This is a genomic window from Pantoea sp. SOD02, assembly GCF_024707505.1.
In the GTDB taxonomy this organism is placed as follows: domain Bacteria; phylum Pseudomonadota; class Gammaproteobacteria; order Enterobacterales; family Enterobacteriaceae; genus Pantoea; species Pantoea symbiotica.
Window position 1 is genome coordinate 1,874,148 of the sequence record NZ_CP102604.1, and the last position, 21,039, is coordinate 1,895,186.

Consider the following 21,039-nt stretch of genomic DNA (forward strand, 5'->3'; position numbering starts at 1 on the left):
AATTAGCAGGCATTTTGTCCATAACGGCACTCTCCTTAAAGCCTTGCTCGTTCGCGTAACTCCTTTAATTCACTCTGATTTGTGAAGTAAGTCGCGCTTGTTTACGCGCTTTTCAGCCAGGCTTAATTCGCGTTTTGTACCCCTACAACACACTCCCTTCAGAGGAATGAAATTATGTGGAAACGTTTACTCTTGACCGCCATGGTGAGCTCGGCACTGAGTACGTCGGTGTTGGCTGCTGATATGACGGTAGGCTTCTCACAGGTTGGCTCGGAATCTGGCTGGCGTTCAGCAGAAACCAATGTGGCAAAAAGTGAAGCGCAAAAGCGCGGCATCACACTGAAAATCGCCGATGGCCAACAGAAACAAGAGAACCAAATCAAAGCGGTGCGCTCGTTCATTGCGCAGGGCGTTGATGCCATCTTCATTGCGCCGGTGGTGCAAACGGGATGGGAGCCGGTACTGGAAGAAGCCAAAGATGCCAAAATTCCGGTGTTCTTACTCGACCGCGCCATCGTGGTGAAAGACAAATCGCTGTACATGGCGGTGGTCACTGCTGACAACGTGCTGGAAGGCAAGTTGATTGGTGACTGGCTGGTGAAAACTGTTGCGGACAAAAAATGTAACGTCGTCGAGCTGCAAGGCACCGTTGGCGCCAGCGTAGCGATTGACCGTAAGAAAGGCTTCGCCGAAGCCATCGCGGGACACGACAACATCAAAGTGATTCGCTCGCAGTCCGGTGACTTTACCCGCAGCAAAGGTAAAGAGGTGATGGAGAGTTTCATCAAGGCGGAAAACAACGGCAAGAACATCTGCATGGTTTACGCGCATAACGATGATATGGCGATCGGTGCCATTCAGGCGATCAAAGAAGCCGGCCTCAAACCAGGTAAAGATATCCTGACCGGTTCGATTGACGGCGTGCCCGATATCTACAAAGCGATGCTGGCCGGTGAAGCCAATGCCAACGTGGAGCTGACGCCAAACATGGCGGGGCCGGCATTTGACGCGCTGGAGAAATTCAAGAAAGACGGCACGATGCCGCCGAAAATCATCAAAACAGAATCGAAACTGTATCTGCCGGACTCCGCGCAGGCACAGCTCGATACCAAAAAAGGCATGGGTTACTGATCCCCGCAACCGCCCTTCGGGGCGGTTTTTGATGACGTAAGGCGAGGTAGAACCCGATGAGCACCTCCGATGAAACCGCACTGCTGACCATCAGCGGCGTCAGTAAAGGCTTTCCCGGCGTGAAGGCGCTGGATAATGTTTCGTTCAGCATCCGCAAGGGCGAGATCATGGCGCTGCTGGGCGAAAATGGCGCGGGCAAATCTACGCTGATTAAAGTCCTGACCGGCGTTTACACCCGCGATGCCGGCACCGTAACCCTGAATGGCAAGGCGATTACGCCGCACAATACTGCTGATGCGCAGGAGATGGGCATTGGCACCGTTTATCAGGAAGTGAATCTGCTGCCGAATATGTCGGTGGCGGATAATTTGTACATTGGCCGCGAGCCGCGTCGCTTTGGCATGATCGATCGCAAGCGCATGGTGCGCGATGCAGATGCGCTGATGCGCAATTACGGCTTCGTGCTCGACGTGACGCGTCCGCTGGGCCATTACTCGGTGGCGATGCAGCAGATCATTGCGATTTGCCGCGCGGTCGATCTCTCCGCGCAGGTGCTAATCCTCGATGAACCGACCGCCAGCCTTGATGCCAACGAAGTCGAGATGCTGTTTACCCTGATGGCGCAGCTGAAAGCCAAAGGGATGAGCCTGATTTTTGTGACCCACTTTCTCGACCAGGTTTACCGCATTACCGATCGCATCACCGTGCTGCGTAACGGCCAGTTTATTGCCACGCGCGATACCGCCACGTTGCCGCAGATTGAACTGATTAAGCTGATGTTGGGACGCGAGTTGCTGGAAACCGCTTTGCAGCGTCAGGGCAGCACGCTGCGCAGCAATCAGCCGGTGGTGTCGTTTGAAGATTACGGCAAGAAGGGCACCATTGAACCGTTCAACCTGCAGGTGCGTCCGGGGGAAGTGGTAGGCCTGGCCGGATTGCTCGGTTCCGGTCGTACCGAAACCGCCGAAGTGCTGTTTGGTATCCGCCGCGCCGATCGCGGGACTGCAACTATCAAGGGCAAAGTGCAGAACATCCGCACGCCCGCGAAGGCCTCGCGCCTTGGTATGGGGTTCTGTCCGGAAGATCGTAAAACCGACGGCATCATTGGTGGCGCATCGGTACGCGAAAATATCATTCTGGCATTGCAGGCACAGCGCGGCTGGCTGCGACCGATTAAGCGTCGTGAGCAGCAGGAGATCGCCGAGCGCTTTATCAAGAGCCTTGGCATTCGCACGCCGCATGCCGATCAGCCGGTTGAGCTGTTGTCCGGCGGCAACCAGCAAAAGGTGCTGCTGTCGCGCTGGCTGGTGACCAAACCACAATTCCTGATCCTCGACGAGCCAACGCGCGGCATCGATGTGGGCGCGCACGCCGAGATCATTCGCTTAATTGAAACCCTGTGCGCCGACGGATTGGCGCTGCTGGTTATCTCCTCTGAACTCGAAGAACTGGTGGGCTATGCCGATCGCGTGTTGATTATGCGCGATTTGAAGCAGGTGGCCGAAATCCCGCTGGAGCAGCTGTCGGTGGCCGCGATCGTCAACGCCATCGCTGACGGAGGAGCACAATATGCTTGAATCCCCTATGACACATGACAAACCCGAACGGCGTAAGCCGAAGCTGCCGCCGGGCATGCCGCAGATTGTGGCGCTGATTCTGGTGCTGCTGGTGGATAGCCTGGTGGCGAATAACTTTTTTGCCATTCACATTCAGGATGGCCGTTTGTTCGGCAGTCCGATTGATATTCTCAATCGCGCCGCTCCGGTGGCGCTGCTGGCGATCGGCATGACGCTGGTGATTGCCACCGGCGGCATCGATCTGTCGGTGGGCGCGGTGATGGCAATTGCAGGCGCGACGGCGGCAACGTTGACGGTGGCGGGACACAGTTTGCCGTTCATCATTCTGGTGACGCTCGGTACCGGTCTGGCCTGCGGTTTGTGGAATGGCATTTTGGTGGCGCTACTAAAAATTCAGCCGTTTGTCGCCACCTTGATCTTGATGGTGGCGGGACGTGGCGTGGCGCAGTTGATTACGCAGGGGCAAATCGTCACCTTCAACAGCGATAGCCTGGCGTGGTTTGGTAGCGGTTCGCTGTGGCTGTTGCCGGTGCCGGTATGGATTACGCTGCTGGTGGCGTTAGTGGTGTGGTTGTTGACGCGCAAAACCGCGCTCGGACTGTTTATCGAAGCGGTGGGTATCAACCTGCGCGCGGCGCGCAATGCCGGTGTGAATGGCTGGCTGGTGGTGATGTCGACCTATGTGATTAGCGGCATGTGTGCGGCGGTGGCGGGCATGATCGTCGCGGCAGATATCCGTGGGGCCGATGCCAATAACGCCGGTTTGTGGCTCGAGCTGGATGCGATTCTGGCGGTGGTGATTGGCGGTGCCTCGCTGATGGGCGGACGCTTTAATCTGGTGCTGTCGCTGATTGGCGCGTTGATTATTCAGTCGATGAATACCGGCATTTTGCTGTCCGGCTTCCAGCCTGAACTCAATCAGGTAGTGAAAGCGGTGGTGGTGATGTGCGTGCTGCTGCTGCAGTCGCCACGCTTTATTGCCATGTTGAAACGGAGACGCCCGAAATGATTAAACGTCATCTGCCCTTGATGATCACGCTGCTGGTGTTTGTGGCGGGTTATCTGTTTTGCCTGAGTCAATTTCCCGGCTTCGCCTCAACGCGCGTGATCTGCAATATCCTTACCGATAATGCCTTCCTCGGCATTATTGCCGTGGGAATGACGTTCGTGATTTTGTCCGGCGGGATTGATCTGTCGGTGGGCGCGGTGATCGCCTTTAGCGGTGTGTTCCTCGCGCGGGTTATTGGCGATTATCATCTCGATCCAATTCTGGCGTTTGCGCTGGTGCTGGCGATGGGCGCGCTGTTTGGCGCGATGATGGGCTGGTTGATCGATGCGCTGAAAATCCCGGCCTTTATCATTACGCTGGCGGGGATGTTTTTCCTGCGCGGCTGCAGCTATCTGGTGTCGGAGAATTCGATTCCTATCGATCATCCGCTCTATACCACGCTGTCGAGTCTGGCGTGGAAGATCCCCGGCGGCGGGCGTTTGAGCTTGCTGGCGCTGATTATGCTGGTGGTGGTGCTGGGCGGCATTATTCTGGCGCACCGCACGCGTTTTGGTAATCAGGTATATGCGATTGGCGGCAGCCTGACTTCGGCGCAGCTGATGGGCGTGTCCACGCGTGCGACCACCATTAAGATTTATATGTTGTCGACCACGCTGGCGACGCTGGCGGGCATTGTGTTCTCGATTTATACCTCGGCGGGTTATGCGCTGGCGGGATTGGGTGTGGAACTGGACGCGATTGCCTCGGTGGTGATTGGCGGGACGTTGTTGTCCGGCGGCGTCGGCACGGTGTTGGGCACGCTGTTCGGCGTGTTGATTCAGGGATTGATTCAGACCTGGATTAACTTCGACGGTACCTTGAGTTCATGGTGGACCAAGATCGCCATCGGCATTCTGCTGTTCGCCTTTATCGCGCTGCAACGCCTGTTAACGGTTATGTGGGATCGCCAGCAGAACGCACCTGTCAAAAGATTAACCTCGTAGTTTTGTAGGGTGGCCATTTATGGCCACCTGGTTTGCTTTGTGGCTTTTGGATCGGCGCAAAGGCCAGAAAAGGCCAGCCCGATCGCAAAGAAACCCTGCATCCCTGCAGATCGGCCTCGCCATCCATGGCTCGGACGCTTTGCTCTTCGGGCTGGCCTTTCCTGACCTCGTGGATAATTTCATCGCTGCTTTATCCCAGGTGCGCATGAATGCGCACCCTACGAAGATTCACTTGTAGGGGCGCCATTCATGGCGACCACTGCCAATAAAAAAGCCGCGATAAGCGCGGCTTTTTTAGCTTCAATCAATTTCAACGTGCCAGGCGGTAATACGCCTCATTCCAGCGCAGCGCATCTTTAAATGCCGGTAAGCGCGTCTCCTCATCAATCACCAGCACTTCAATGCCGTTCAGCTCGCCGTACAGATACATATCATCCAGATCCAGCGCCTGGCTGAACACCGTGTGGTGCGCGCCGCCGGCCAGAATCCAGGCTTCGGAGGCCGTTGCCAGCGACGGCTGGGCACGCCACAGCGCCCGCGCCACCGGTAGTTTTGGCAGCGGTTTGGGCTGTTCGATGGCGTCCACCACATTCACCAGTAAACGGAATCGATCGCCCATATCGATAACGCTGGCATTCACCGCGCGCCCGGCTGGCGTGGAGAAGATCATGCGCGCTGGATCGGCTTTGTCACCAATGCCGAGGAACTGCACATCAATCAGCGGCTTCTCCTCTTTGGCGATGGACGGGCACACTTCCAGCATGTGCGAGCCCAGCACCAAATCGTTGCCCGGTGAGAAGTGATAGGTGTAATCCTCCATAAAGGAAGTGCCGCCTGCACGCGTGCCCGCTTGTACTTTGAGGATGTGCAGCAGCGCGGCGGTTTTCCAGTCGCCTTCACCGGCGAAGCCGTAGCCCTGGCCCATCAAGCGTTGCACCGCCAAACCGGGCAGTTGCGTCATGCCGTGCAAGGTCTGGAAGTTGGTGGTGAAGGCTTTGCAGCCTTCAGCTTCGAGGAAACGCTTCAGACCCAGCTCAATGCGTGCCGCATCCAGGACGTTTTGACGCTTTTCGCCGTTAACCGCTGCTACATCGGTAAAGCGATATTGGCTTTCATATTCGTCGATCAGCGCATTGACGTCGCCATCGCTAACGCTGTTGACCACCTCGACCAGATCGCCCACGCCCCAGCCATTCACGGAGTAACCAAACTGAATCTGTGCCGCAACTTTATCGCCTTCAGTTACCGCCACTTCGCGCATGTTGTCGCCGAAGCGCGCCACTTTCAGCTGCTGACTGGCCTGTTTTGCCAGCGCGGCATTGATCCAGCGTCCGATGCGCTGCTGGCTGGCTTTATCCTGCCAGTGACCCGTCACCACGCTGTGCTGCAAACCCATGCGCGCGCCGATAAAGCCGAACTCGCGGCCGCCGTGAGCGGTTTGGTTGAGGTTCATAAAGTCCATATCCATGCTGTCCCACGGAATCTCCGCGTTGAACTGGGTATGGAATTGCAGCAGCGGCTTATTGAGGATGCTCAGGCCACCAATCCACATCTTGGCTGGCGAGAAGGTGTGCAGCCAGGTAATGATGCCGACGCACTGATTGTCGTGGTTGGCATCGCGGCACAGAGCCAGCGCTTCGTCCGGTGATTTCACCAGCGGCTTCAGCACCAGCGACACCGGCAAAGTGCCAGCTTGATTCAAGCCCTCCATTACCTGGCGAGCGTGCTGTTCAACCTGACGCAAGGTTTCCGCGCCGTAAAGGTGCTGCGTACCAATTACAAACCACACCTGTTGTGCGTTGTGCTGTTCCATTAAATCTCTCCTTTACTCAGCGGATGCGGTGCGTGCGGCATACTGCGGTTCAGCGGCCTGGCACCAGTTTTGATAACGTTGATAAAGTTGCTGATAAACCACCACGCGCTCGGCGTTGGGTTGCAGCGTGACATCAATCGGACTGGCCATCACGTGCTGGGCGGCAGGCACATCGGCATACACGCCCGCAGCGACGGCGGCAAAAATGGCGGCGCCGAGCGCGCAGCACTCGTCAGAGGCGACGATATCCAGCGGACGGTTCATTACGTCGCAGCACGCCTGCATGATGGCGGGGGATTTGCGGGCGATGCCGCCGAGCGTCAGGATGCTCTGCACCGGAATTTGCTGCTGTTCGAAACACTCCATAATGGCGCGTGCGCCAAACGCGGTCGCGGCGATCAGGCCACCAAACAGCGCGGGCGCATCGGTGCCAAGGTTAAGATCGGTGATCACGCCTTTTAAGCGCTGATTAGCATCCGGCGTGCGGCGGCCGTTGAACCAGTCGAGCACCACCGGCAGGTGATCGAGCTGCGGATTGGCCGCCCAGGCTTCGGTGAGATTACGGATCAGATCCTTTTGCAGCGCGGCTAACTGCGGTTGCAGCTCGGGATGTTGCTGCGCCGCCTGCTGCAATGGCCAGCCGAGCAAACGGCTGAACCAGGCATAAATATCGCCAAACGCCGACTGACCGGCTTCGCAGCCAATCGCGCCCGGCACCACGCTGCCATCCACCTGGCCGCAGATGCCTTTAATGGCGCGGTCGCCAACGGTGTCGCTGTCGGCAATCAGAATGTCGCAGGTTGAGGTGCCAATCACTTTCACCAGCGTATAAGGCTGCGCACCGGCACCGACCGCGCCCATGTGGCAGTCAAACGCGCCGCCCGAAAGTATTACCTTTTCTGATAAGCCAAGGCGCTGCGCCCATTCGCTGCTGAGCGTGCCAACCGGCACATCGGCGGTCCAGGTTTCTGCGAACAGGGGAGAATCAAGCTGCTCGACCAGCAGAGGATCGAGCGCGCGGAAGAAGTCAGCCGGCGGCAAGCCTTGCCACTCCGGATGCCACAGTGATTTGTGCCCGGCGGCACAGCGTCCACGACGCAATTGCGCGGGTGCGGTGGTGCCGCTGAGCAACGCGGGCACCCAATCGCACAGTTCCACCCAAGACACTGCCGCGTCACGTACCGCAGCATCTGCGCGTGACACGTGCAGTATCTTGGCCCAGAACCACTCCGACGAATACACGCCGCCAATATAGCGGGTGTAATCGTTGAAACGACCGCTTCGACACAGCTGATTGATCTCTTCGGCTTCTTCAATCGCGGTGTGATCTTTCCACAGCACAAACATCGCGTTGGGGTTATTGGCGAATTCCGGGCGCAGCGCCAACACGTTGCCATTACGATCGATGGGCGCGGGCGTCGAGCCGGTAGAATCCACGCCAATTCCGACCACGGCGGCGCGCTGTTCAGGCGTTAAGGCGTTAACCACGGTGACAATCGCCTGTTCTAACGCATCAATATAGTCCTGCGGATGGTGACGAAAGCGGTTGGCGTGCGCGTCGCAGAATTCGCCGTTGGCCCAGCGTGCATAGTTGACCACCGCTTTTTCCAGCTCTTTGCCACTGTGACAGTCCACGGCCAGCGCACGCACCGAGTCACTGCCGAAATCCAGCCCAATTGTTATGGTGCCAGCACCCATTGGGATTCTCCTGTGTGAGTTATCTGGCTCTATCCTGGAATGGGGCGGCAGAAGCGGTTAGTCATCAGTCGCTGAGAATATGCACTTTTCTGCCATCGGCGAGGATGTGTGATCCATAGCAAAAGTTAACGACCGGTTAAATTTGCTGAATATATGGAGGATTTTGTCATCGTTTTGGGATGTGATACCGCTCTACATTTTTCATCTCCATTCCCGCTACAACTAGCCCAGCGTTTGCGCAGCCTTTGTACAACCTTTGTGCTAACGCGCTGATTTTTAGCTGTACCCAACAGAATTATTTGATTGGTAGCGTTTACACCGATTGGTTAATAACAGCCTAAAACAACATTGTGCCGGAGAGCATCATGCATAAATTCACTAAAACGCTGGCGGCGGTTGGTCTCGCTGCGGTTATGTCACAATCCGCTATCGCCGAGACCATGAAACTCGGTTTCCTTGTCAAACAACCGGAAGAGCCCTGGTTCCAAACCGAATGGAAATTCGCGGATAAAGCCGGCAAGGATCTCGGTTTCGAAGTGATCAAAATTGCGGTGCCTGACGGCGAGAAAACCCTCAACGCTATCGATAGCCTGGCCGCCAGCGGTGCGAAAGGCTTCGTTATCTGTACGCCGGATCCCAAACTCGGCTCGGCGATTGTCGCCAAAGCGCGCGGTTACGGCTTGAAAGTGATCGCCGTCGATGACCAGTTCGTCACCGCCAAAGGCAAGCCGATGGATACCGTGCCATTAGTGATGATGGCCGCGACCAAGATCGGCGAGCGTCAGGGACAAGAACTGTATAAAGAGATGCAGAAACGCGGTTGGGATGTGAAAGAGACCGGCGTGATGGCCATCACCGCCAACGAGCTCGACACCGCCCGCCGTCGCACCAGCGGTTCGATGGACGCGCTGAAAGCTGCCGGTTTCCCGGAGAAGCAGATCTATCAGGTACCAACCAAATCCAACGATATTCCTGGCGCGTTTGACGCCGGTAACTCGCTGCTGGTGCAGCATCCGGAAGTTAAACATTGGCTGATTCTCGGCATGAACGATAACACCGTGCTGGGCGGCGTACGCGCCACCGAAGGTCAGGGCTTCAAGGCGCCCGATGTGATTGGTATCGGCATCAACGGTGTTGATGCGGTAAGTGAGCTGTCGAAAGGTTCCGCCACCGGTTTCTACGGTTCGCTGCTGCCAAGCCCGGACGTGCACGGTTATAAGAGCAGCCAGATGCTCTACAACTGGGTAACCAAAGATCAGGAGCCGCCGAAGTTCACCGAAGTCACCGATGTGGTGCTGATTACCCGCGATAACTTCAAAGCCGAGCTGGATAAGAAAGGGCTGAAGTAAGGATCAGCGGTTTTGGAAGGTCGCCATAAATGGCGACCCTACGATGCGGTTTTGTAGGGTGCGCATTCATGCGCAGGGCCAATGACTTAGGAGTTTCCATGAACACTGATCAAGCCTTTCTGTCGTTTCATGGCATCAGCAAAACCTTTCCTGGCGTGAAAGCGCTGCAGGATATCTCATTCAGCTGCCGTGCCGGTGAAGTGCACGCGCTGATGGGGGAAAACGGTGCTGGTAAATCGACGCTGTTGAAGATCCTCAGCGGCAGCTATCAGCCGAGCGGCGGCGAGATTCGCATTAAAGGCCAGCCGAAGAGTTTCAACACCACCGTAGATGCGCTGGACGCGGGCGTGGCGATCATTTACCAGGAACTGCACTTGGTGCCGGAGATGAGCGTGGCGGAGAACATCTATCTCGGCCAGTTGCCGCACAAGCGCGGTTTGGTGAATCGCAAACTGCTGCGCTATGAAGCCGGTTTGCAGTTGCAAAATCTCGGCATGGACATCGATCCGGATATGCCGCTGAAATACCTGTCGCTCGGCCAGTGGCAAATGGTGGAGATCGCCAAAGCGCTGGCGCGTAACGCGCGCATCATCGCCTTTGACGAACCGACCAGCTCGCTGTCGGCGCGCGAGATTGAACACTTGTTCCGCGTCATCCGTCAGCTGCGCGAGCAGGGGCGCACCGTGCTGTATGTCTCGCACCGCATGGAAGAGATTTTTGCGCTCAGCGACGCCATCACCGTGTTTAAAGATGGTCGCTACGTGCGCACCTTCACCGACATGAAAAACACCCATCACGACGATCTGGTGCAGGCGATGGTGGGACGTAATCTTGGGGATATTTATGGTTACGCGCCGCGTGAACTTGGCCCGGTGCGTCTGCAGCTGGACGCGGTGGAGGCGAAGGGCGTGCGCACGCCGATTTCGTTAACGGTGCGCGCCGGTGAAATCGTGGGTCTGTTTGGTCTGGTTGGCGCGGGACGCAGCGAACTGATGAAAGGGCTGTTCGGTGCCACCAAACTGCGCGGCGGCACCGTGACGCTGGATGGCAAAAAGCTCAACATTCGCCAGCCGATCGACGCTATCCGCGCCGGCATCATGCTGTGTCCGGAAGATCGCAAATCTGAGGGCATCATTCCAGTGCATTCGGTGCGCGATAACATCAACATCAGCGCGCGTCGCCACAATCTCACCGCCGGTTGTCTGATCAAACCGAGCTGGGAGGCGAAAAACGCCGATATCCACATTCGTTCACTCAACATCAAAACGCCGGGTCCGCAGCAGCTGATCATGAACCTTTCGGGCGGCAACCAGCAGAAGGCAATTCTGGGCCGCTGGTTGTCGGAAGAGATGAACGTGATTCTGCTCGATGAGCCAACGCGCGGCATTGACGTCGGTGCCAAACACGAAATCTACAACCTGATTTATGCCCTGGCGAAAAAAGGCATTGCGGTGCTGTTTGCCTCCAGCGACTTGCCGGAAGTGATGGGATTAGCCGATCGCATTCTGGTGATGCGTGAAGGTGAAATTGCCGGTGAACTGTCCCACGACACGGCCACAGAGCAGCTGACGCTGAGCCTGGCGATGCCGAAAACCACTCAAGCGGCCGCCGTGGCCTGATGTAAAGGAGAGCAATAATGGCTTCATCTACCACTTCCAACACGCCACCGGTGCAGCGCAACGGGCTGCAACTCGGGCGGATTTGGGACAACTTCGGCATGCTGGTGGTGTTCGCACTGCTGTTTATCGTTTGTGCCATTTTCGTGCCGAATTTTGGCTCCATCATCAATATGAAAGGGCTTGGTCTGGCGATGTCGATGTCCGGCATGGTGGCGTGCGGCATGCTGTTCTGCCTCGCCTCAGGCGACTTTGATCTCTCCGTGGCGTCGGTGATCGCCTGCGCCGGTGTGGTCACCGCAGTGGTGATCAACATGACCGAAAGCCTGTGGATTGGCGTCGCGGCCGGTTTACTGCTTGGCATGGCCACTGGCTTTATTAACGGCTTTGTTATCGCGCGGTTGAAAATCAACGCCTTAATCACCACGCTGGCCACCATGCAGATTGTGCGCGGCCTGGCTTATATCTTCTCCGACGGCAAAGCGGTGGGCATTGAAGATGAGCGCTTCTTTACCCTCGGCTACGCCAACTGGCTCGGCGTGCCGGCGCCAATCTGGCTGACCATTGCCACCATGGTGCTGTTCGGCTTCCTGCTGAACAAAACCACCTTTGGTCGCAATACGCTGGCAATTGGCGGCAACGAAGAAGCCGCGCGACTGGCCGGTGTGCCGGTGGTGCGAACGCGCATCATCATCTTCATCTTGTCGGGTTTAGTGTCGGCGGCGGCGGGCATCATTCTGGCGTCGCGCATGACCAGCGGCCAGCCAATGACCTCGCTCGGTTACGAGCTGATTGTGATTTCGGCTTGCGTGCTGGGCGGCGTTTCGCTGAAAGGCGGCATCGGCAAAATTTCGTACGTGGTAGCGGGCGTGCTGATTCTGGGCACGGTTGAGAATGCGATGAATTTATTGAATATCTCGCCATTCTCACAGTATGTGGTGCGCGGTTTGATACTGTTAGCGGCGGTGATTTTTGACCGCTACAAACAGAAAAGTAAAGCCGCCTGATAACCAAGGCTGAGCGCGCCGGATAGCGGGCGCGCTCGCCGCATTTCACGCGATAAGTGAGGCCACTATGTACCATCGTGAACCCCCGAGTGAGCAGCAGAATCCCTTATTGCCGGGCTATGCGTTCAATGCCTGGCTGGTGGCAGGATTGACGCCGATTAACGCCAATGACGCGCTCGATTTCTTTATCGATCGTCCGCACGGCATGAAAGGCTACATCCTTAATCTGACCATTAAAGGTCAGGGCCGCGTGTTTGATGGTGAATCCGCCTTCGACTGCGAGCCGGGCGATTTGCTGCTGTTTCAACCGAAAACCCCGCACTATTATGGCCGCGCACCCGATAGTCCGTGCTGGTTCCATCGCTGGGTCTATTTCCGTCCGCGCGCCTACTGGACTGATTGGCTGCAATGGCAGGATGAAAGCCAGGGCGTGGGGCGTTTGCATTTGTCAGAAGCGCAGCGCGCCGAGTTTGATCGCCTGTTCGCCAGCATCGAACAAACCCACAACTCCGGACGTCGCTTCGCTGAAGAGCTGGCGATGAACCTGCTGGAGCGCCTGCTGCTGCGCGCGGTGGAAGAGGACCCGCGCAGCCATCAACAGATTCGCGATCCACGCGTGATTGAAGCTTGCCAGTACGTCACCAATCATCTGGCGGGTGAAGTGAAGATTGAAGAAGTGGCGCGCCATGTTTGCCTGTCGCCGTCACGGCTGGCGCATCTGTTCCGCGAGCAAATGGGTATTAATCTGCTGCGCTGGCGCGAAGATCAGCGGGTTATCCGCGCCAAACTGCTACTACAAACCACTCAGGAACCGATTGCTTCTGTTGGCCGCGAAGTGGGCTACGATGACCAGCTCTACTTCTCGCGCGTGTTCCGTAAACGCGTTGGCGTCAGCCCCAGCGACTTCCGCCGCCGCAGCCATGATGCGCAGGATGCTTTGGTGGCTCACGAGAGCTGGCAATCCGCACGGAGTGCTATTTCCTGAGTTTTCAGGTGATTCCGCCTTGTTCTTATAGACCGATTCGTCTTAAATCAGTCTGGTAACGAACAAGAGGAATGAGAATGAGCGATAAATTACGTGTCGGCCTAATCGGCTACGGTTTTGCCAGCAAAACCTTTCATGCACCCTTGATCGCCGGTACGCCGGATGTTGAGCTGGCGGCGATCTCGAGCAGCGATGCCAGCAAAGTGCATGCTGACTGGCCGTCAGTGCAGGTGGTTTCCGATCCACAGGCGCTGCTGGATGACCCGACACTGCAACTGATTGTTATTCCGACCCCGAATGACACCCATTTTCCCTTAGCTAAAGCCGCACTTAACGCCGGTAAACACGTGGTGGTCGATAAGCCATTTACCGTGACGTTGTCACAGGCGCGTGAACTGGATGCGCTGGCGAAAGCTAAAGGTTTGCTGCTGTCGGTGTTCCATAACCGCCGCTGGGACAGCGATTTCCTGACGCTGAAATCGCTGCTGAACGACGGCACCTTGGGCGAAGTGCGTTACTTCGAATCCCACTTTGACCGTTTCCGCCCTGAAGTGCGTCAGCGCTGGCGTGAAATGAAAGGCGCGGGCAGTGGCATTTGGTTCGATCTCGGACCGCACGTGCTAGACCAGGCGCTGCAGCTGTTTGGCACGCCGGTCGCCATCAATGTCGATATGGCAGAGCTGCGTCCAGGCGCACAAACCACCGATTATTTCCATGCCGTGTTGACCTATCCAACGCGCCGCGTGGTGCTGCACGCCAGCATGCTGGTGGCGGCGGAATCAGCACGCTTTGTGGTGCACGGCGCGCGCGGCAGCTACGTGAAATACGGCCTCGATCCTCAGGAAGATCGTCTGAAAGCGGGTGAACGTCCGCCGCAGGAAGATTGGGGCTACGACATGCGCAACGGTACGCTGACGCTGGCGGAAGGCGATGTGATGGTGGAGAAAGAGCTTCTGACTTTGCCAGGCAACTATCCGGCGTACTACGCAGGTATTCGTGATGCAATTGCGGGCACAGGTGCAAATCCGGTACAGGCAGAAGAAGCGATTCAGGTGATGGAGTTAATCGAGCTGGGCTTGCAGTCCGCCGAGAAGCGCCAGACTATGTCGTTGCGTTAATTTTGTGAAAAGGTCGCCAAAAATGGCGACCCTACAATGTAAGGTGCGCGTTATGCGCACCTTTTTTTATCCCGCCACGCGTGCGCGCAGCGCGGCTTTCTCGGCATCACTCAGGAACGCGATGGTTACGCCATTATCCTGCGCCTGACGCATCTCTTCCGCCGTCAATCCCGCTTGCGGTGCCGCCACTTCATACTCATGTGCCAACTCAACGCCCTGAACCGCCGGATCGTCAGTGTTAATGGTGGCGAGAATGCCATGCTGCAGGAAGGTTTTCAGCGGATGGCTGCTCAGCGACGATACGGTGCTGGTCTGAATATTCGAGGTCAGGCAAGACTCGATACCAATACGCTGCTCGGCAAGGAAATCCATCAGTGCACGATCTTCAATCGCCTTCACGCCGTGACCAATACGCTCTGCGCCCAGCTCGCGAATCGCTTGCCAGATGCTTTCCGGGCCTGCGGCTTCACCGGCGTGAACGGTAATGCGGAAACCGGCATCACGCGCACGATTAAAGTGACTGAGGAATTCGCTGCCTGGGAAGCCCAACTCGTCACCGGCCAAATCGACGGCGGTGATGCCATCGCGATGTGCCAGCAAACCTTCCAGCTCGCGCAGGCAGGCTTCGTCACCAAAGGTACGGCTCATAATGCCGGTCAGGCGCACATCGACGCCGTATTGCTGAATACCGGCGCGCACGCCATCAATCACCGCTTCGACCACGCCGGCAATCGGCAGCTTGTGGGTCATCGCCATATAGCCCGGTGAGAAGCGCAGTTCCGCATAGTGAATGCCGGCGCGCGCCGCATCTTCGACGTTTTCCAGCGCGATACGACGGCAGGCATCAAGATCGCCCAGCACTTTCACGCCCCAGTCGAGTTTCTGCAGGAAGCTCACCAGGTCCGGTTCATTCGCGGTGACCTGCACATGCGGACGCAATGTATCAAGTGTATCAGCGGGCAGCGCAAGATTATGCTGGCGACCTAAATCGAGAATGGTTTGTGCGCGGATATTGCCATCAAGGTGGCGGTGAATGTCGGTGAGGGGGAGTTTTAGATCAATCATGGCGCACTCGCTTAAGTTTCATAAAGTGCAGAGGATTATAAAAACATCTTGCGCAACAGCGCCAGCGATTTGCGCAAACAGGAAAACGGATGCTGAATTAATCAGCATCCGTCGCATTTCAGAACGATTTTAACGCGGCGATCAGACGATCAAGCCCATCATCCAGCTTGCTGCGCGGGCAACCGGCGTTGAGACGCACATAACCGCGGCTGGCTGCACCGTAAGTCGAACCGGGCATGATTGCCACTTTGTGTTGATGAATCAGACGCTGTTGCAGCACCTGTTCGTCAATGCCAAGCGGATTAAGATCGATCCACGCCAGGTAAGTGGCGGCTGGCGGCTGCCAGTTAAGCTGCGGAAATGCCGTATTCAGGCGCTGCGCGATGTGCTGCATATTGCCACGTAAATGGGCACGCAGCGCATCCAGCCACGGCGCGCCATCGCGATACGCGGCGATGGTGGCGGCAAGCGCCATTACTGCCGGCGAGGATAAACCATCCTGCTGCTTCAGCGCGTGGAACCACGCCTGACGATCGCGCTCGTCCGGAATGATGCCCCACGCGCCGGTCAGCGCCGGAATATTGAAGCTCTTGGAGGCCGAGGTGAACAGCGCCCAATCTGACTGCGCAACCTGGCTCCACGGCGTATGCCGCGCATCACTCAGCACCATATCCATATGGATTTCATCGCTGATCACCTTCACGCCATGCTTTTCGCATAGCGCGGCCATCTGGCGCAGCTCGTCTTCGCGCCACACTTTGCCGGTAGGATTATGCGGACTGCACAGCAGCATCACTTTACAGCGCGGACGCGCCAATAAAGTTTCCAGCTCCGCCATGTCACACAGCCATTCACTTCCATGGCGCTGCAGCGGCAGCTCCAGCACGCGCCGCTGATTGCCATTGATGGTGTTGTAAAACGCATCGTAAGCGGGCGTGTGAATCAGCACTTCTTCGTCCGGCTGCGTCCAGTGGCGCAACAGCTGCGCCACCATGTAAATCACCGACGGGCCATAAACCAGCGATTCTGCCGCGACTTCAGTAGCGAAACGGCTGCGCATCCAATGTTGAATGGCAGAAAGAAAATCGTCATGCTGCCAGCGGCTGTAACCAAACACCCCGTGCGTGAGGCGCTGTTGCAGCGCCTCGATGATGCAAGGCGCGGTGGCGAAATCCATGTCGGAGATGGTGAAGGGCAGCAAGTTCGCCACGCCGAAACGATCGGCCACGAAATCCCACTGCGTACACCAGCTGCCGTGGCGATCTACCACCTGATTGAAATCAAAACCTTGCATCATTACACCGTCGCGCTCATCAGGTGTGCCATCTCATCTTTGACGGATTGCACCTGCGGGCCCATTACCACTTGCAGATTGGTGGCATTGACATGCACCACGCCAATCGCACCGTTGGCTTTCAGCGTTGCATCATCCACTTTGCTCATATCAACCACGGTAATGCGCAGACGCGTCAGGCAGTTATCCAGTGAAGCGATGTTTTCCACGCCGCCCAGCGCCGACAGAATCGCTGGCGTGTTGAAGCCGGATTTACCGACAGCTGCGCGATTAACCTGCTGCTCCACGCTGTTGGTTTCCACTTCGCGACCTGGCGTTTTGATATTGAAGTGACTGATGGCAAAACGGAAGATGACGTAATAAGACACGAACCACACCGCAGCAATCACCGGCACCCAATACCACTTGGTGGAGAGGCCGTGCAGCACGCCGAAGACGAAGAAGTCGATCACGTTGCCATCGGTGTTACCGATAGTCACGCCCAGCATCGCCATCACGGTGAAGCCTAAACCGGTCAGCAGTGCGTGGATCAGATACAGCACCGGCGCGACAAACAGGAACAGGAATTCCAGCGGTTCTGTGGTGCCGCCCACGACGCAAGCCACCACGCCGGAAATCAGCAGGCCTTTAATTTTATGACGGTTTTCCGGACGGGCGCAGTGATACATCGCCAACGCTGCACCCGGCAAACCGCCGAGGAAGGCCGGCATTTTACCCTGCGACAGGAAGCGCGTGGCGCTCTCGGCAAAGCCGTGCGTATCCGCACAAGCCAGCTGCGCCTGGAAGATGGTCAACGCACCGCTGACACTTTTACCGCACACATCCATGGTGCCGCCCGCATCGGTAAAGCGGATGATCGCCACCAGAATGTGCTGCAAACCAAACGGTAAAAGCAGACGTTCGCCGGTACCAAAAATCATCGGGCCAAATTCACCGGCGCTGTTAATCACCCAGCCGAGGCCGGTAATCGCACGGGCGAAGAATGGCCAGATATGCGGAACTACTAAGCCCAGCACGCCCATCGCCATCGCGGTGACGATCGGCACAAAGCGCGTACCGCCAAAGAATGCCAGCGCATCCGGCAGGCGAATGTTGTGGAAACGCTCATGCAGCCAGAACACCACGATACCCACGATCACCGCGCCGAGAATACCGGTGTCGATGGACTGAATGCCGAGAATATTTTGTACGTTATTGGCTTTCAGTACCGCCGCATCGGTGGTTGGCAGAATGCCGTTGATGTTGAGCCAGAAGTTGATGCTCAGGTTCAGCACCGCATAGCCAACAAAACCGGCAAACGCTGCCACGCCTTTGTTCTCGCGCGCCATACCGAGCGGAATGGCAATGGCAAACATCACTGGCAGATAGCTAAAGGCAAAGGAACCGATTTTCGCCAGCCAGATAAACATATATTGCAGGAAAGGCTGATCGAGCGCGGGGATGAGCGTGAGCACATCGCCGCTGCTGAGCGAACTGCCGATGCCGAGCAGGATGCCGCAGAACGAGAGCAGTGCGACGGGCAACATAAAGGTTTTGCCCAGACTTTGGAAAAACTCCCAAAGTGACATTTTGGGACGACTGGCGGACATAGACTCTCCTGGCAATAAAAGTTAAAGGCTTCAATGTGGTCAAGGATGATAAAACGTTTTACCACTTATTTTTGTGGCTATAATCACAAAGAGTGACTAATTGCAGACTTTATTTTTGGTGCAATCAGTGTAACGTTTTACCTCTTTGAATTTGGACGTTGGTAACGGAACGCTATGTCCCAGCAGAAAACCACTATTCATGATGTGGCGTTGGTCGCCGGGGTGTCGGTCTCTACCGTGTCGTTGGTGCTCTCCGGCAAAGGGCGCATTTCGCCCGCTACGGCCACACGTGTCAATCAGGCGATTGAGCAGCTTGGCTACGTGCGTAATCGTTCGGCCTCAATCTTGCGCGGCGGCGAAAGCGGCGTGATTGGCTTGATCGTGCGCGATCTCAGCCAGCCATTTTATGCCGCGATGACGGCCGGACTCAGCGAAGTGCTGGAGCAGCAGGGCAAAGTGCTGGTGCTGACACAAAGCGGTCAGCACGGCCAACATCTTAAACGCTGTTTTGACACGCTGGTGGCGCAGGGCGCGGAAGGGATTGTGCTCGGCGGTGCGGTGGCGCAGGCGGAAACGCTGGTGCCGCAGGCGCAGGAACAGAACATCGCCTTAGTCTGTGCCTCGCGCGCCAGCAGCCTGGATAATGTCGACTCATTGCGCCCTGATAACAGCCAGGCGGCGCGTATGGCGACGGAGTATCTGATTCGTCAGGGCCATCAGCGCATCGCCTGGATGGGCGGTTTGGGATCGTCTCTGACGCGCGCCGAGCGGATTGGCGGCTATTGCGCCACTTTGTTGCAATACGGTTTGCCGTTTCGATCCGACTGGATTATTGAGTGTGACGATCGCCAGCAAAGCGTGTCGGCGTTGACGCTGCAGTTGTTGCGCCAACATCCCGGCATTACGGCGATTTTGGCGCATAACGGTAGCACCGCGCTCGGCTGCTATTTCGGCGCGTTACGTTGCGGGCGAACCTTTGGTGAAGGCGCGGTGGATAGCTACTACACGCAGCAACTGGCGCTGGTGGGCTTTAATGACGATCCGCAGCGGGAGTTGCACGATCCCACCATGACCTTTGTCAGTAGCGAAGCGCGTGATGTAGGAAGAAGGGCGGCGGAACGGATGTTGCAGCGGCTGGCGCAGCCGGAAGCGGAGATTCAAAGCTTGATTGTGCCGCCGCAGCTGATGCGCGGGGAAGTTTAAGGGCGGCCAATTGGCCGCCCCTCGATTTACTCTGGCATGCCTTCGCTGGTCGGTGCGCCCAGCATATAACGTGACAAGAACTGCTCCAGCGTCATCTTGTCGCCGTTCATGGTGACCTGACCGTTGCCGTATTGCAGGCTGGTGACGATGTTGTCATCCTGCTGCTGCGTCAGGCGGAACATCTGGCCCATCGCCGCTAAACCTTTCACCTGCTGATCCGCCAGCTTCTGCGCATCATCACCCTGATAACCTTCCGCCAGACCGACATGACGCATGGTTTCTGTCGCCATCGGCATATTGATCGCCAGCTTGCCGTCGAGGGTTTTCAGCACGCGATCCACTGCGGCACCCAAACTCTGCGCTTCGCCGGTGACGGTGGCCGGATCGTTAAAGCCGACGTTCAGGTTAAAGGTGCTTTCCCCTTTGTCATTTTTCCAGCTCAACGGCGCGATGCTCAGCGTTGGCGAGCCTTTCAACAGCGTTGGCAGGTTATTGCGCAGGATGGTTTGCACGCTGGCCTGATAGCGAATTGGATCTTCCGCCACGCCCGGCTGGTTCAGCAGATCCTGCATCTGCGCGTTGTAAGTATCGGAGAAGGCTTTCACCGCCTGCGCATCGAACTGGGCAAACTTCATCGCCAGCTTAGCTTCGCCAAATGGCTGCTTCTGCAGGGTGATCTTGTCAACGTTGACGTCCAGCTGCCCGCCAATCTTGCCCTCTTTATTGTCGAAGGAAGAGGTGGTTTTCAGCTTCTCCAGTGACAAACCTTCCTGACCGTTGATGCTGGCATCGAGTTTATCCAGAGAGATCGACTGATCGCCAACGCGCACGCCTTCCGGGCTGAGGTGGGTATCGCCGCTCAGCTTCAGGCCATTGAGCGTGAACAGCACTGGCTGTTCCACCTGATTTTTGCTGGTGACCGCGATGCTGGAGAAGTCGCCGTCGAGGCTGACTTTGTCGCCTTTGCTGTCGGCGCTGATGTTCAGCGTGCCGCCGTTGGTGGCCAGACGATCGCCGGTCTGCGGATTGTTGTAATCCACCGCCAGCAGGTTGAGATCGGTATTGGTCGCACCGCTGTAACCGACGCGGGTATCAGCATTAACCAGCGATTTGCCGTTGGTCAGTTCAAACAGTTTCTTCACCGCATCGGTGTTTTCCAGCTCGGTGTGCACCGACGCCATGCTTGGGATCAGGCTGCCGCGCTTCAACTGGGCGAACGGGAAAGGACCGTGATCGATAGTCTCGTTCAGCACGATGCTTTGACCTGGCTTCAACAGCGGGTTGTCATTGGTTTGCGAGCTAGCCTGCACTACCAATTTGGTTTTGCTGCTAAACACGCCGCGCTGATAATCCTGATAGCTCAGCGTCAGTCGGCTGTTCGGTGCGTAAGCATTCAGCTGCGCGTTGGCATTCTGCAACATCTGATCCATGTGGCTTTCCAGTTGTTTACCGGTAAACCATGCAGCACCAGTCCAAATCACGCCGAGCGCCACAATTACACCTACGGCAACCTGGGTCTTTTTCATCGCTGTGTCGTCCTTATCCTTGCGTCCGCACGCCGCTGGTCGGTGCGCGACGGGTGAAGAAAAACGCCCGCAGGCG

At 56.9% G+C, this 21,039-nt stretch carries 17 protein-coding genes; 11 read left to right on the forward strand and 6 right to left on the reverse strand.

Features of this window, described 5'->3' with window-relative positions:
• Window positions 1-174: 174 nt before the first annotated feature.
• From ytfQ to NR302_RS08810, 5 genes are read left to right on the forward strand one after another with little or no spacing between them, the layout of a single operon-like run.
• The gene (ytfQ, locus tag NR302_RS08790) at window positions 175-1,131 is read left to right on the forward strand and encodes a galactofuranose ABC transporter, galactofuranose-binding protein YtfQ (protein WP_008110249.1); all 957 of its coding nucleotides are present in this window, start codon (window positions 175-177) and stop codon (window positions 1,129-1,131) included.
• A gap of 56 nt (window positions 1,132-1,187) precedes the next feature.
• Window positions 1,188-2,708 carry a sugar ABC transporter ATP-binding protein gene (locus NR302_RS08795; protein ID WP_258145010.1) on the forward strand — a complete coding sequence of 507 codons (1,521 nt, stop codon included), beginning with the start codon at window positions 1,188-1,190 and terminating at the stop codon, window positions 2,706-2,708.
• Entirely contained in the window at window positions 2,701-3,717 is a 1,017-nt protein-coding gene (gene ytfT, locus NR302_RS08800) for a galactofuranose ABC transporter, ATP-binding protein YtfT (protein WP_008110246.1), read from the forward strand. Before NR302_RS08795 ends, ytfT begins: the two co-directional genes overlap by 8 nt.
• Window positions 3,714-4,700, forward strand: coding sequence for a galactofuranose ABC transporter, permease protein YjfF (gene yjfF / locus NR302_RS08805; protein WP_154194186.1), 987 nt, complete (start codon window positions 3,714-3,716; stop codon window positions 4,698-4,700). The genes ytfT and yjfF overlap by 4 nt, the downstream gene beginning before the upstream one ends.
• Window positions 4,701-4,719: 19 nt before the next feature.
• Complete coding sequence (locus tag NR302_RS08810) at window positions 4,720-4,938, forward strand: hypothetical protein (RefSeq protein ID WP_258145011.1); 219 nt, start codon at window positions 4,720-4,722, stop codon at window positions 4,936-4,938.
• A gap of 72 nt (window positions 4,939-5,010) precedes the next feature.
• On the opposite strand, the gene araA is transcribed toward NR302_RS08810, so the two are convergent.
• Window positions 5,011-6,513, reverse strand: a complete 1,503-nt coding sequence (gene araA, locus NR302_RS08815) for an L-arabinose isomerase (RefSeq protein ID WP_258145012.1) — start codon at window positions 6,511-6,513, stop codon at window positions 5,011-5,013.
• Window positions 6,514-6,525: 12 nt separating this feature from the next.
• A complete protein-coding gene (locus NR302_RS08820; protein ID WP_258145013.1) occupies window positions 6,526-8,211 on the reverse strand; it encodes a ribulokinase in 1,686 nt (561 codons plus the stop codon).
• Window positions 8,212-8,576: 365 nt separating this feature from the next.
• On the opposite strand from NR302_RS08820, the gene NR302_RS08825 reads away from it, so the two are divergent.
• The 5 genes from NR302_RS08825 (at window position 8,577) to NR302_RS08845 (ending at window position 14,286) form a co-directional block, all read left to right on the forward strand.
• The gene (locus NR302_RS08825) at window positions 8,577-9,560 is read left to right on the forward strand and encodes an arabinose ABC transporter substrate-binding protein (RefSeq protein WP_061720153.1); all 984 of its coding nucleotides are present in this window, start codon (window positions 8,577-8,579) and stop codon (window positions 9,558-9,560) included.
• A 98-nt stretch (window positions 9,561-9,658) separates the two neighbouring features.
• The gene (gene araG, locus NR302_RS08830) at window positions 9,659-11,179 is read left to right on the forward strand and encodes an L-arabinose ABC transporter ATP-binding protein AraG (protein WP_258145014.1); all 1,521 of its coding nucleotides are present in this window, start codon (window positions 9,659-9,661) and stop codon (window positions 11,177-11,179) included.
• Window positions 11,180-11,196: 17 nt separating this feature from the next.
• Window positions 11,197-12,183 carry an L-arabinose ABC transporter permease AraH gene (araH, locus tag NR302_RS08835; RefSeq protein WP_008110235.1) on the forward strand — a complete coding sequence of 329 codons (987 nt, stop codon included), beginning with the start codon at window positions 11,197-11,199 and terminating at the stop codon, window positions 12,181-12,183.
• A gap of 67 nt (window positions 12,184-12,250) precedes the next feature.
• Entirely contained in the window at window positions 12,251-13,168 is a 918-nt protein-coding gene (gene araC, locus NR302_RS08840; RefSeq protein WP_258145015.1) for an arabinose operon transcriptional regulator AraC, read from the forward strand.
• Between the two features lie 77 nt (window positions 13,169-13,245).
• Entirely contained in the window at window positions 13,246-14,286 is a 1,041-nt protein-coding gene (locus NR302_RS08845; RefSeq protein ID WP_258145016.1) for an oxidoreductase, read from the forward strand.
• Window positions 14,287-14,352: 66 nt separating this feature from the next.
• Here the strand turns inward: NR302_RS08845 and add are convergent, their stop codons facing one another.
• The 3 genes from add to malX all read right to left on the reverse strand — a co-directional run bounded on the left by add (window position 14,353) and on the right by malX (window position 18,234).
• Window positions 14,353-15,351, reverse strand: coding sequence for an adenosine deaminase (gene add / locus NR302_RS08850; RefSeq protein WP_258145017.1), 999 nt, complete (start codon window positions 15,349-15,351; stop codon window positions 14,353-14,355).
• 118 nt (window positions 15,352-15,469) lie between these two features.
• A complete protein-coding gene (locus tag NR302_RS08855; RefSeq protein ID WP_258145018.1) occupies window positions 15,470-16,648 on the reverse strand; it encodes a MalY/PatB family protein in 1,179 nt (392 codons plus the stop codon).
• The gene (gene malX, locus NR302_RS08860) at window positions 16,648-18,234 is read right to left on the reverse strand and encodes a maltose/glucose-specific PTS transporter subunit IIBC (protein WP_258145019.1); all 1,587 of its coding nucleotides are present in this window, start codon (window positions 18,232-18,234) and stop codon (window positions 16,648-16,650) included. The genes NR302_RS08855 and malX overlap by 1 nt, the downstream gene beginning before the upstream one ends.
• A 174-nt stretch (window positions 18,235-18,408) precedes the next feature.
• Between malX and malI the strand changes: the two genes are divergently transcribed.
• The gene (malI, locus tag NR302_RS08865; RefSeq protein ID WP_061720146.1) at window positions 18,409-19,437 is read left to right on the forward strand and encodes a Mal regulon transcriptional regulator MalI; all 1,029 of its coding nucleotides are present in this window, start codon (window positions 18,409-18,411) and stop codon (window positions 19,435-19,437) included.
• A 26-nt stretch (window positions 19,438-19,463) separates the two neighbouring features.
• Here the strand turns inward: malI and NR302_RS08870 are convergent, their stop codons facing one another.
• Window positions 19,464-20,963: a YdgA family protein gene (locus NR302_RS08870; RefSeq protein ID WP_008110227.1), complete on the reverse strand. Its 1,500-nt coding sequence runs from the start codon at window positions 20,961-20,963 to the stop codon at window positions 19,464-19,466.
• Between the last annotated feature and the right edge of the window lie 76 nt (window positions 20,964-21,039).